The organism is Bacillus sp. SH7-1, assembly GCF_008042405.1.
Taxonomy (GTDB): Bacteria; Bacillota; Bacilli; order Bacillales; family Bacillaceae_G; genus Bacillus_A; species Bacillus_A thuringiensis_N.
In genome coordinates, this window is sequence record NZ_QNUD01000032.1 from 21,191 (window position 1) to 33,197 (window position 12,007).

Below are 12,007 nucleotides of genomic sequence, written 5' to 3' on the forward strand. Positions count from 1 at the left end.
AATTATTCAACAATAGCTTTAGCGGAGAGGGAGAGATTTTGATGTTGCATATAGAGGAATGGTTGAGGTATGAATATACTTGAAATACGTGAAGAGATTTAATATACATAGAAAAAAACACATGCTTTCAATTATGAATTTAATTATATTACATTAATGTTCCAGAACTGGAGACATATTTATTTGCGAAGCAGTGAATAAAGGTATATAGTATGTGATGTCATAATTAGTGGATGAATCTTGGGAGAAAACAGGAAATGTTACAAATTTATTTTGTTAAATAGAAACCAAGGTCAAAATGTCTGGAAAGAAATAGTTGAATAAATACTAGCTTCAAATTATAATTACTAGTATTCTTCATATAGTTAAATAGATAAAATCTATGTGAAGATAAAAATTGAATAGAGAGACAGACTTATAAAAAAATAAGCCTTGGATGATCAAAAGAGGTGGAGAAATGAAACAATTCTTATTAAAAAGCAAAAGTGTGCTAAGCAATCATTTTGGATTCTTTCTGTTTGCCGTTATTTTATTTTGGCTTAAAACATATGCAGCTTATGTAACGGAATTTAATTTAGGAATTTCAAACACAATCCAAAAATTCTTGCTGTTTTTCAACCCGCTTAGTTCAGCAGTTCTATTTTTAGGACTTGCATTATTCGCAAAGGGGAAACGTGCTTACATTTGGTTAATTGTTATTAATTTGTTAATGTCCATACTTTTATACGCAAACGTAGTATATTATCGTTTTTTCAGCGACTTTATTACGTTCCCGACATTAACACAAACGAATAACTTTGGAGATTTAGGCGGTAGTATTTTTGCATTACTACACGTGTATGATCCACTATATTTCTTAGATACAATCATTTTAATTGTTTTAGTTGCGTCAAAATTTGCAAACCCAAAACCTGTTCGTGTTGCGAAACATAAAGTATCACTAGTATTTGTAGCAGGTATTTTATTATTCAGCATTAACTTAGGTCTTGCAGAATCCGATCGTCCTGAATTATTAACAAGAACATTCGATCGTAATTATATTGTGAAATATTTAGGGGCATACAACTATACGATTTATGATGGTATTCAAAGTGCGAAAGCATCAACAGAACGAGCGTTAGCTGATGGAGATAATATGACAGAGGTTCGAAATTATCTTGCATCAACATATGCAAGTCCAAATCCTGAGTACTTCGGTAAAGGAAAAGGAATGAACGTAATTTATATTCATTTAGAGTCATTCCAAAACTTTTTAATTGATTATAAATTAAACGGGCAAGAAGTTACACCGTTCTTAAATTCATTTACAAAAGATGCGAATACGTTATACTTTGATAACTTCTTCCATCAAACAGGGCAAGGTAAAACATCTGATGCTGAGTTCATGCTAGAAAACTCAATGTATGGATTACCGCAAGGATCTGTTTTTACAAATAAAGCTCATAACACGTATCAATCAGCACCAGCTATTTTAGGTCAACAAGGATACACATCAGCTGTATTCCACGGTAACTACAAAACATTCTGGAACCGAGATGATATATATAAATCATTTGGTTTCAATAAATTCTTTGATGCGTCATACTATGATATGAATGAAAAAGATGTAGTAAACTATGGATTAAAAGATAAACCGTTCTTTAATGAATCAATTCCGTTATTACAAACATTGAAACAACCGTTTTATACGAAGTTCATTACGTTATCGAACCATTTCCCTTACCCGATTGATAAAGCGGAAGCGACGATTGAACCAGCCAAAACAGGTGACTCTTCAGTGGATACGTATTTCCAAACAGCACGTTATTTAGATGAGTCTGTAAAAGGATTCTTGGATTACTTGAAGCAATCTGGTTTATACGATAACTCAATTATCGTTATGTACGGTGACCATTACGGTATTTCAGATAATCATGGCGCAGCAATGTCTCAAGTAATGGGTAAAGAAATGAACTCATTTGAAAATGCACAGTTACAACGTGTACCATTAATCATTCGTGTTCCAGGAATGAAAGGCGGCGTACAACATCAATACGGCGGAGAAATTGATGTTCTTCCAACGTTATTACACTTATTAGGTACAGATACGAAAGATTATGTCCAGTTTGGATCTGATTTACTATCACCAGAGCATAAACAAGTCGTTCCATTCCGTAACGGTAACTTCGTAAGTCCAACAGTTACTGCACTGAACGGCAAATACTATGATACAGCTACTGGTAACGCTGTAGAATTAACAGACGAAATAAAACAAAATGAACAAATGGTTCAAAAATCACTAAAATACTCTGACCAAGTCGTAAATGGTGACTTATTACGATTCTACACACCGGAAGGATTTACACCGGTCGATCGATCGAAGTACAACTATAACCATCGTGATAAAAATAAAACGAAGGTAAAGACGACTGAAGACGGGGAAACGAAATAAATATTAAGAGCGCTACTCATATGAGTAGCGCTCTTGTTTGTAAATAGAACGTTGTCATTATAGAGAAACATCTTTAGTTTTTTGTTTCATCTTTCCAAAGAATACTACACCGGCAATGATAATAATGATAAATGCCCATTTAATAAAAGGGTTACTTTCAAAAAATGCAGCGAACCATTTTTCATCTACAATCATTTTTGCAGCAGTATAAGCTAAAACAGCTGCTCCAATTGTAATAATGATAGGATACCGGTCAACCCATTTTAAAATTAATGTACTGCCCCAAACAACTACTGGAATAGAAACTAATAGTCCAATGATTACTAAAGAGAAATTGCCATGCGCAGCCCCTGCAACAGCGAGAACATTATCAATTCCCATTAATGCATCAGCTATAATAATGGTTTTAATAGCAGACCAAAATCCTTCTTCTGCTTTAATATCATGATCTTTGCCCTCAGCAATTAATTTGTAAGCAATCCATATAAGAAGTACACCACCAATTAGAAGTAGCCCTGGTATTTTTAACAACCAAACGACAACTAAGGTAGCGAGGGCTCTAATCGCGATAGCTCCGATAGTTCCCCATATAATCACTTTCTTTTGTTGATCTTTCGGTAATCGCCTTGCTGCTAATCCAATTACGATGGCATTATCACCGGCTAACACTAAATCAATTACAATGATGGCAAGTAAGGCAGACAAATATTCGGCTGAAAGAAAATCCATACACATATCACTCCTTAAGAGTAATATGTGCTAAAGTGTTGATAATATAAAAAATAGGATTGAATTTGTATATTCAACCCTTAATGTTTTACTGTATTTTGATATATATGTTTTAAATTCTTATAAGTCGCTTTTGTAGTCTTTTTTGCTTTTCTTTTCTTTTTCTTAATTTTCGAATCATCTTATGAATCCGGTTTGCCTTTCTCTCATCCCATTTATCACTTCTGGTTCTATGAATAGACTTATCTTCCTTAGCACGAAAACGTCGTACTTTTTTTACGAAAGAAAGAGGGATTCTACCAATGACGCCTTGTTTTTCTAATGAATCTTCTTTACCTAGATACCAATCAGGATGAGATAATAAATAGTTGAAATCGAATATCATTCCGTATTCTTTATCCATATAGGTATACCATTCATCTAATGTACACTTATTTTTTGTGTGTAAATATATTGATCCATCAGTCATAGCACAGCACCAATAGCTAAAATAGCTCCATAGTACCCATTCTTTCGGTACATCTAGTGTTAAAATTACCATTTTTGAATTTTGTTTACCCCAAGCTTTATGATTTCGGTTTGGATAATTAGTTGCTTCCCAGACCCAAATAGGATAGTTACCTTCGTAATGAGGTAATCTTGTTTTAGCAACGCGCACCATCCAGTCATATGAATAATTATCGTCTAAATCGATGACTTCTTTATTACCTTCTAAATAACCAAGTTTCTTAAATTGTTTCCAAGCTTCTTCAGTTTGTACTGTATATACGAGCATATAACACCTACTTATAGCATTTGATGTTTCAAAGGTACATTTATTTGATTTTTTCTTGCTAAAAGGGAAGGGACATACATTATAGGAATGCTGAATTTCTATATGAGAACATTCCAAAACGATAAAAAAGACTCAATAACCTACTAGAGGAAATCAAGTCTTTTTTATTACATACGATTATCATGCCAGAAGTTTAATGGGAAGTGTTCGTTCTCACTATAGGCTTCTAATTCATATCCTTTTTCTTTCAGTCCTTTAATAATACCAGGTACTGCTTTAACTGATTGTGGATGAATGTCGTGCATAAGAATAACTTCTGCTGGTTTATTAGCACCATTTAGAACGTTTTCTACAATTTTAGCTGATGCAGCGTCAACAGGCATTTTGTTATATCTCCAGTCTAATGAATCGATTGTCCAATCCCAAACTTTTAGCCCATTCTCAACAACTTTGTTACGAAGAGCTTCGTTTAATCCTGGCATTGAGCCGTAAGATGGACGAGTTAATACGGGGGATTTACCTAGAACGCCAGCGATTAAGCCTTGATCTTCTTTCATTTCATCTACGTAATGACCTTCAGTGTAAAGTTTTTTGTAGTTATGAGTCATACTGTGCATCCCAACGTAGTGGCCTTCAGCATCTTCACGCTTTACAAGATCAGGAAAAGCTTTTACATTTGAACCAATAAGGAAGAATGTTGCTTTTGCATTTTCTCTCTTTAACATATCTAAAAGCTCAGCTGTGTACTTTCCAGGACCATCATCAAATGTTAAGTAAGCTACTTTTCTAACTTGCCCATTATATTGTTTTGGAGCTTCTTTTGGTGCAAGAGATGATTGAATTTCACTTACAAGTTGAACAGATTTTGCTTCATCCTCTGTACTTGCTAGAGCAGTATGTGCTGATCCTAAAGCCGCTTCGTATGTAAATAATACCCCCGCGCAAATCAACATAGCCCTTTTTACTAAAGTTGTCATTCGAATTCCATTGTGCATAATTTTCCTTCTCTCTATAAAAGTTCTACTCTACTATATTAGCAATTATAGGGAGGTAATTGCAAAAAAACTTTTTTACAAGCGCAAAAAAGTTTGTCCAAAAGTATGCAAGATTTCATTATTTTGCAGGTTTACTAAAATGAAACAAGAATTGAATGAAAATGTATGTAATGTGTTCATATCTATAGTAAACCCAATGAGTGAGTTAGTAGGGGATTGAATACAGAGAATGCTAGCGAAGAGGATTTCTGTTGCATTAAAAAGCATCTGTAAAATTTCACATACCGTATTTTAAAAATAAATATAGGAAAACCAAAAAGTAATGTAGAATATATCGTACATACATATATGAAGTCAACATAAAAGATAAAGAGGTGGGCATATGTTACTTGAGGAAGTAATGCGGAAACTAGAGGAATATGGAACAGAACAAAATTGTAAAACGTATAAAAACCATGGAGCGAAAGAGCCACTATTCGGAGTTAGTTTTGCTAATTTAAAATTGTTAAAAAAGAAGATAAAAAAAGATCATGATTTAGCAATTTTATTATGGGAAACAAAAAATATGGATGCAATGACTTTAGCAACAATGATATTAGATCCAAAGAAAGTCACGACAGAACTGCTAAATAAATGGGTACAGGAAGTTGATTATTATTGTTTAATGGACGTTTTGATGACGGCTATTTGTACGTCGCCAATTGCGATAGAAAGAATGGAAGAATGGACAAAGTCTGATGATGAATGGATTGGAAGAGCAGGTTGGTCTTTATTAGCAAATATAGCGATTAAAAATAAAACGTTATATGATGATTTCTTCTCATCTTATTTAGAAGAAATTAAAACAAATATACATAATGAAAAAAATAGAAAAAAAGAAGCGATGAATCGTGCTTTAATTGCGATAGGCATTCGTAATGAAGACTTAGAGCGAAAAGCGATTGAAATTGCACGTGTAATTGGAAAAGTACAGGTTGATCACGGGGCAACATCATGCAAAACACCAGACGCAGAACCGTATATAAAAAAAGCGAGAGAAAGAGCTGAAAAAAAGAAAGTGAAATAAGAAAAGGGGAACGGTTATGAAAGCAATGGAAGCGGCAAAAAGCATAATTACATCACAATTTCCGAATTGTGATGTAGCTTTACTTGGAGGAAGCGTTGCAAGAGGAGAAGCGACAAAAACATCTGATCTTGACATTGTAATAATAGATCGTAGTTTGTCATCTTGTTATAGAGAATCTTTCTATAGTAATGGATGGCCAGTTGAGGTATTTGTACATAATTTTGAAACGTTAAAAACCTTTTTTAAAATGGATTGTGACCGCGGAAGACCTTCGTTACCACAATTAGTTGCAGAAGGTATTGTGTTAAAAGGGGAAGATGAAATTGTTGAGAAATTAAAAAGCGAAGCGAATGAGTTACTAAATAAAGGACCAGCTAATTGGACAGAAGAAATGATGGAGCAGAAGCGTTATTTTATTACAGATACTTTGGATGATTTTATTGGTGCATCAAAAAGAGAAGAAGAGTTGTTTATCGCGAATTTATTAGCTGATTTATTACATGAATATGTATTAAGAGTAAATGGGAAATGGCTTGGAAATTCAAAATGGTTTATAAGGGTACTTAGAATATATGATGAACATTACGCAGATCAATTTGTAGCGGCGTTCGATCATTTTTATACAACGGGAGAGAAAATGAAATTAATTACTTTTGTAGAAAAAACGCTAGAACAGTATGGAGGAAGAATGTTCGAAGGGTTTTCTATAGGAAAATAAGAAGGGGATAACACAATGAATGTACCAGTTGTTCAATTAAGAGAACTGACACTAGATGATGTAGAAGATCGATATCAATGGTCATTAGATACACAGGTAACGAAATATTTAGTTGTACCAGATCAATATCCACCGTTCACTCGTGAAGATACGAAAATATGGATTGAAGCATGTATAAATCGAAAAAATGGTTATGAACAAAGAGCTATCACTGCAGAGAACGGCATACATATTGGATGGGTAGATCTTAAAAACTTTGATAAGACAAATAAAAATGCAGAACTGGGAATCGCGATTGGTAATAAAGAGTATTGGGGCAAAGGATATGGAATAGCAGCTCTATATGGTATGTTACAGCTAGCATTCTTTGAATTTAAATTAGAAAAAGTTTGGCTACGTGTAGACGAAGATAATTTTCAAGCTAGAAAGAGCTATGAAAAGGCTGGTTTTGTTTGTGAAGGACTAATGAGAAATGATCGATTACGTAAAGGTCAGTTCATTCATCGATATCGTTATAGTATGTTAAGAGAAGAATATCAATGTTTAATTAGTAGTTTATAAAAATGTTATGTTAACTTAAAGGGGCTGGGGAAATATGATTCGATTACTTACGAAAGAAGATGCAAAAAAATATTGGGATTTACGTTTACAAGCATTACAAGTAAACCCGGAGGCATTTGTAACAACTTATGAAGAGGCGATTCGTCAGGAAAATCCTATTAAGCGAGTGGAAAGAAATTTAACAGCTGCTACTAGTTGTACATTCGGTGCTTTTAATGCGGATCATCAATTAGTTGGAGTTGTCACTTTACTAACAGAAGAGAAAGAGGCGTATAAACATAAAGGACATATCGTTGCGATGTATGTAGATGCAAGCAATCGAAGAAGTGGCCTTGCACGTGAGTTAATACGTAAGGCAATTGAAAAAGCAAGAGAAATGCACTTGGAACAATTGACTTTAGGTGTTGTGTCCACAAATGAGCCAGCAAAAAAATTGTATGAATCAATGGGCTTTCAAACGTATGGAATCGAGAAAAGAGCTTTAAAAATGAACGGTGTATATAGTGACGATGAATATATGGTGTTGTTCTTTTAAGAAAGGGAGTTTAGTATGAAAGATCTCCATTTAGAAAAAAATATGAATCCGCAAGTAGCGATTTTGTATGCGACGGTTACGGATACATTTAAACGATTGCAAAAGTTAGTAGAAGGTATTGATGAGAAAGAATTCTCTTTTAAAGGATCAGAAAATAATGGAAATAGTATAGGACAGCTACTTCAGCATTTAGCGGTGGTTGATTTACACTGGGTGTATCGTTTAAAAGGAGAAGAAATTCCACCAGCACTTGAAAATAAGTATGGACCTTTGCTGAATGAAATAGGAGAATTGCCAAGTTTAAGAAAACAGACGTTGCAACAAGTAATGCAAGATTATGAAGCCGTGCAACATATGTTATATGAGGAATGTATGAAACTAACAGAAAAGGATTTAACACGAGAAGTTTTTTACGAAAAGGGAGAAAATGCGACTATAAGGTGGGGGATATGGCATATAGCTGATCATAATCGGTACCATCAAGCTCATATCAGTCAGTTAAGAAAACTATTTAGAGCTAGAATACATGCGAGATGAAGATTTCGAATTTTAATTATATTTAATTTGTTGTATAGTATAAGAAGAAACTAAACAAGGGGTTTTATAATGAAAGCAATTGTCATAGGAATATTGGCATCATTTTTCTTTGCCTTTACCTTCGTTTTAAACCGGGCGATGGACTTAGAAGGTGGAAGCTGGATTTGGAGTGCATCATTACGGTACTACTTCATGGTTCCAATGCTTTTACTTATTGTCATGTATAGAGGAAACTTAAAGCAACTCTTTCAATATATGAAAAATAATCCGAAAGAATGGTTAGTGTGGAGTATCGTTGGATTTGGTCTCTTCTATGCACCACTTAGTTTTGCTGGAGCTTTTGGACCTGGTTGGCTCGTTGCCTCAACATGGCAAATTACGATCGTCGCAGGGATTTTGTTAACACCATTTTTTGCGGTAGATCCATTACATAAAAAACTTCCAATGAAGGAATTAGTTATGTCGGGTATTATTTTATGCGGTGTTGTACTCATGCAAGTAGAACATGCTTCTTCATTAGGAATTCGTGAAACCATTTTATGTGTAGTTCCTGTACTTATTGCAGCGTTTGCGTATCCTCTTGGAAATCGAAAAATGATGCAAATTTGTAAAGGGGAATTAGATGTATTCCAGCGAGTTCTCGGTATGACATTAGCAAGCTTACCATTTTGGTTTTTACTATCTGGTTATGAAGTATCAACAGGCGGACTACCGTCAAGTAGCCAAGTTTTCCAATGTTTTATTGTAGCTGTTAGTTCTGGTTTAATCGCGACCGTACTATTCTTCTTTGCGACAGATCTTGTAAAAGATGATCCACAAAAACTAGCAACAGTAGAAGCAACTCAGTCTGGTGAGGTTTTATTTGCGCTAGTAGGAGAACTTATCTTGCTATCTGCACCAATTCCGTCATCGTTATCTTGGATTGGCATGAGTCTCGTTATTGTTGGAATGATACTACATAGTTATGTAGCAGTTGTTGTGAAGAAAGAAGAAAAAATAACTGCGTGATGAGATTAGCTCTTTATATAAAGAGCTAATCTTTTTTCATAGAAAGGAATGAAGATATGAATTTGCAACGTGTGGAAAAAATTGAGAAAGATCCCATTTTAAATGTACTACAGTATGCAGTCGGCCCAAGTGAAACTAGCTTAAAGCAAGCAGTTTTATTTTATGAAAGGAATAATGGGACATTGTATAGATATGAAGAAAAGGCTTGTATAGGTATTGAAATAATTGGAGCAAATAAAGCGGAAATTTGCCACATATCAGTCGTTCCGCAATATCGTCATAAAGGAATTGCGTTGCAAATGATAAAGGAAGTATTAAGAATGCATCAATTGACTTATCTAGAGGCAGAGACAGACGATGAGGCAGTAGAATTTTATAAGAAAATTGGTTTTCAGGTTAAAAGTTTAGGAGAAAAATATCCGGGGAGTGAAAGGTTTCATTGTTACTTGGAAAAATAGTGTGAAAATATGCAAATGTACATATTGTGTTTAGTTTGAAAAAGGTGATATTTACATTATATAATAAAGATATCTGGAAAAATATAGATAATAGAAATTAGGTGTATAACACATGAGAATGGATAAAAGTAAATTTATAAAAATCGCTACTTCAATAGGAGTGTCATCTTTTTTGTTAACGGGCTGTGGTGATTATGAAGAAGAAACTGCACAGAAAGAAAGTACTGCTGTTAAAACAGATGGTGCAAAGCAAGGGAATGAACAAGAAACTTTAAATTGTGATGATAAAACTCCTACCAATGAAAATCTAGAAAATGATAAGTTGTGCAAGGAAAATAATCCATCGTTTTCATCGCATAATGAAAATTCACATTTACCAATACTTCCGTTCGTAGCAGGATATTTATTAGCAAGTAAAACTTCAAATATGAATTATACAGCAAAACCAAATGTAATGAAGAAACCGTATGCAAATAATGTTATTCCATATCGTGAAAAAGACGAACGTAGAACTGGTGGCAGCGGTGGTGGAGGGTATTACGGCGGAACTAACAGTAACAATAGTAATTCTGCCAATAAAGTAGATTTAAATAAACAGCAACCAAATCCATCAAATAAAGTAACACCAGATACAAATACGCCGAAATCATCTACGACACAAACGCCGAAAGTGAATTCTGGTTCAAGTGGAATTGGGAACGCAAAAGCGCCAGCCGGATCATAACACGAAAGGATAATAGGATTATGTATACAGAACAAGAGCAGAAAGAGTACATGAAAGTATGGTTTTCACTTGTGGAAGAGGCTGGTCGGAATGGATTTACGTGGCCGAGTCTATTAGAAAATGAAGAATGGAATCAATATATGGCAACAGGTATGTATCGTATGCCTGTAAACACATATACTGCTATTTCAAAAGCGACAGAAGAAATCATGTACGTGTTATATAGAACGTATCAATATATTGTAAATACGACAGAAGATTTTCAAAAACTAGGATTCCCAGCTGAAACGTGGGAAATTGCGAGAATGAAACATACTGGTTTGTTTTCATATTTTACAAGATTTGACTTTATCGTAAACGGTGAAGATATAAAGTTAATAGAAGTAAATTGTGATACACCAACAGGTTATTTAGAACCGTCTGTCGCTAATGAAGTATTGTGTCGTTATCATGATGTAAATCATCCAAACCATATAGAAGAGCATATAGTGCAGGCTTGGGAACAAATTAAACATGACTATAGTATAAATTCTAGAGAAACGATATATTTTACTAGTTATGATTGGCACGAGGAAGACCATCAAACAGTTCAGTTTTTAAGAAACTATTGTTTAGATCAATCAACGGATTATATAGGTATACAAGATATAGTCGTTGCAGATGATGGTATATATACGCCAAATGGTAAACGAATCCATTATTTATATAGACTATATCCAATTGAATATTTAGTTTCAGATGCTGATAAAAATGGAAAGAGAATTGGACTCCAGTTTTTAGATCATATAGCGCAAGGAAGAGTGAAAATCATTAATCCGCCGGCTGCTTTTCTTATGCAAAATAAAAGTATACTCGCATTAATTTGGCAACTTTACGAAGAAGAAGTTTTCTTTGAGGAAGAAGAGCGAGGAATCATTCAGAAATACTTCCTACCAACATATTTTACAAATAAACCATTTATAGAAAAAAATGAATCATATGTTTCTAAACCTTTATACGGCCGTGAAGGCGGAGGGGTATCTATATACAAAAATGATGAACTATTAGCTGAAGATAAAACAGAGTATTACTTTGAACAACGGAAAATATATCAGCAATATATAGAAATGCCTGACTATACAATTGACACATGGGATGGTCCATATACCGGTAAACTATTAATTGGTTCACACTGCATTAGCGGGAGAGCAGCAGGGTTATTTTTACGTGTAGGTGAGAAAATAACAGGAAACTTATCGATGTTTACAGGGGTTACAATTGAAGGGTAAATGAAACAAAGAGCTTATCATTTTTGATGAGCTCTTTGTTTATATAAAGTGTTATTATTGTTTTGATGTAACGCCTTCATGTTTCTTCTTTTGTTATATAAAATCAACATATTGTCATTTTTCACGTAGATGAAAATGATTAAGTTAAAAATTAAGAAAAATATGATAATATATGTATGTAGTAGTTTAAAATAAAATGGGG

Annotated in this window: 13 protein-coding genes; 10 read left to right on the forward strand and 3 right to left on the reverse strand. The window is 34.0% G+C overall.

The genetic code is table 11. The features are described 5' to 3' along the window. The first annotated feature begins 457 nt into the window (after nucleotides 1–457). Nucleotides 458–2,431, forward strand: a complete 1,974-nt coding sequence (gene ltaS, locus DN390_RS22775) for a lipoteichoic acid synthase (RefSeq protein ID WP_147808521.1) — start codon at nucleotides 458–460, stop codon at nucleotides 2,429–2,431. A 57-nt stretch (nucleotides 2,432–2,488) separates the two neighbouring features. Here ltaS and DN390_RS22780 read toward each other — a convergent pair whose 3' ends face one another. The 3 genes from DN390_RS22780 to DN390_RS22790 all read right to left on the reverse strand — a co-directional run bounded on the left by DN390_RS22780 (nucleotide 2,489) and on the right by DN390_RS22790 (nucleotide 4,930). Beyond that, nucleotides 2,489–3,160, reverse strand: coding sequence for a TerC family protein (locus DN390_RS22780; RefSeq protein ID WP_060631274.1), 672 nt, complete (start codon nucleotides 3,158–3,160; stop codon nucleotides 2,489–2,491). A 112-nt stretch (nucleotides 3,161–3,272) separates the two neighbouring features. After that, on the reverse strand, nucleotides 3,273–3,935 hold the full coding sequence (locus DN390_RS22785) for a DUF3841 domain-containing protein (RefSeq protein ID WP_147808522.1): 663 nt from the start codon (nucleotides 3,933–3,935) through the stop codon (nucleotides 3,273–3,275). 167 nt (nucleotides 3,936–4,102) lie between these two features. Continuing rightward, on the reverse strand, nucleotides 4,103–4,930 hold the full coding sequence (locus tag DN390_RS22790) for a peptidoglycan-N-acetylglucosamine deacetylase (RefSeq protein WP_016087433.1): 828 nt from the start codon (nucleotides 4,928–4,930) through the stop codon (nucleotides 4,103–4,105). Nucleotides 4,931–5,312: 382 nt separating this feature from the next. Here DN390_RS22790 and DN390_RS22795 point away from each other — a divergent pair, with 382 nt between their 5' ends. The 9 genes from DN390_RS22795 to DN390_RS22835 all read left to right on the forward strand — a co-directional run bounded on the left by DN390_RS22795 (nucleotide 5,313) and on the right by DN390_RS22835 (nucleotide 11,805). Next, complete coding sequence (locus DN390_RS22795; RefSeq protein WP_147808523.1) at nucleotides 5,313–5,996, forward strand: DNA alkylation repair protein; 684 nt, start codon at nucleotides 5,313–5,315, stop codon at nucleotides 5,994–5,996. Between the two features lie 16 nt (nucleotides 5,997–6,012). Beyond that, a complete protein-coding gene (locus DN390_RS22800; RefSeq protein ID WP_147808524.1) occupies nucleotides 6,013–6,714 on the forward strand; it encodes a nucleotidyltransferase domain-containing protein in 702 nt (233 codons plus the stop codon). 15 nt (nucleotides 6,715–6,729) lie between these two features. After that, a complete protein-coding gene (locus DN390_RS22805; RefSeq protein ID WP_147808525.1) occupies nucleotides 6,730–7,275 on the forward strand; it encodes a GNAT family N-acetyltransferase in 546 nt (181 codons plus the stop codon). 34 nt (nucleotides 7,276–7,309) lie between these two features. Next, the gene (locus DN390_RS22810) at nucleotides 7,310–7,810 is read left to right on the forward strand and encodes a GNAT family N-acetyltransferase (protein WP_147808526.1); all 501 of its coding nucleotides are present in this window, start codon (nucleotides 7,310–7,312) and stop codon (nucleotides 7,808–7,810) included. Nucleotides 7,811–7,825: 15 nt separating this feature from the next. Further along, on the forward strand, nucleotides 7,826–8,347 hold the full coding sequence (locus DN390_RS22815) for a DinB family protein (RefSeq protein WP_147808527.1): 522 nt from the start codon (nucleotides 7,826–7,828) through the stop codon (nucleotides 8,345–8,347). Nucleotides 8,348–8,416: 69 nt separating this feature from the next. Then, nucleotides 8,417–9,355, forward strand: coding sequence for a DMT family transporter (locus DN390_RS22820; protein ID WP_147808528.1), 939 nt, complete (start codon nucleotides 8,417–8,419; stop codon nucleotides 9,353–9,355). A gap of 56 nt (nucleotides 9,356–9,411) precedes the next feature. After that, complete coding sequence (locus tag DN390_RS22825) at nucleotides 9,412–9,813, forward strand: GNAT family N-acetyltransferase (protein WP_147808529.1); 402 nt, start codon at nucleotides 9,412–9,414, stop codon at nucleotides 9,811–9,813. A gap of 112 nt (nucleotides 9,814–9,925) precedes the next feature. Continuing rightward, entirely contained in the window at nucleotides 9,926–10,537 is a 612-nt protein-coding gene (locus DN390_RS22830; protein WP_147808530.1) for a hypothetical protein, read from the forward strand. A gap of 20 nt (nucleotides 10,538–10,557) precedes the next feature. Next, nucleotides 10,558–11,805 (forward strand): glutathionylspermidine synthase family protein, encoded by a 1,248-nt coding sequence (locus DN390_RS22835; RefSeq protein ID WP_147808531.1) that lies wholly within the window; start codon nucleotides 10,558–10,560, stop codon nucleotides 11,803–11,805. The last annotated feature ends 202 nt before the right edge of the window (nucleotides 11,806–12,007 follow it).

What these genes read in the sequence shown, in the direction of transcription:
- ltaS (WP_147808521.1), top strand. Translation starts at nt 458, where the DNA reads ATGAAACAATTCTTATTAAAAAGCAAAAGTGTGCTAAGCAATCATTTT.
- DN390_RS22780 (WP_060631274.1), bottom strand. Translation starts at nt 3,160, where the DNA reads ATGGATTTTCTTTCAGCCGAATATTTGTCTGCCTTACTTGCCATCATT.
- DN390_RS22785 (WP_147808522.1), bottom strand. Translation starts at nt 3,935, where the DNA reads ATGCTCGTATATACAGTACAAACTGAAGAAGCTTGGAAACAATTTAAG.
- DN390_RS22790 (WP_016087433.1), bottom strand. Translation starts at nt 4,930, where the DNA reads ATGCACAATGGAATTCGAATGACAACTTTAGTAAAAAGGGCTATGTTG.
- DN390_RS22795 (WP_147808523.1), top strand. Translation starts at nt 5,313, where the DNA reads ATGTTACTTGAGGAAGTAATGCGGAAACTAGAGGAATATGGAACAGAA.
- DN390_RS22800 (WP_147808524.1), top strand. Translation starts at nt 6,013, where the DNA reads ATGAAAGCAATGGAAGCGGCAAAAAGCATAATTACATCACAATTTCCG.
- DN390_RS22805 (WP_147808525.1), top strand. Translation starts at nt 6,730, where the DNA reads ATGAATGTACCAGTTGTTCAATTAAGAGAACTGACACTAGATGATGTA.
- DN390_RS22810 (WP_147808526.1), top strand. Translation starts at nt 7,310, where the DNA reads ATGATTCGATTACTTACGAAAGAAGATGCAAAAAAATATTGGGATTTA.
- DN390_RS22815 (WP_147808527.1), top strand. Translation starts at nt 7,826, where the DNA reads ATGAAAGATCTCCATTTAGAAAAAAATATGAATCCGCAAGTAGCGATT.
- DN390_RS22820 (WP_147808528.1), top strand. Translation starts at nt 8,417, where the DNA reads ATGAAAGCAATTGTCATAGGAATATTGGCATCATTTTTCTTTGCCTTT.
- DN390_RS22825 (WP_147808529.1), top strand. Translation starts at nt 9,412, where the DNA reads ATGAATTTGCAACGTGTGGAAAAAATTGAGAAAGATCCCATTTTAAAT.
- DN390_RS22830 (WP_147808530.1), top strand. Translation starts at nt 9,926, where the DNA reads ATGAGAATGGATAAAAGTAAATTTATAAAAATCGCTACTTCAATAGGA.
- DN390_RS22835 (WP_147808531.1), top strand. Translation starts at nt 10,558, where the DNA reads ATGTATACAGAACAAGAGCAGAAAGAGTACATGAAAGTATGGTTTTCA.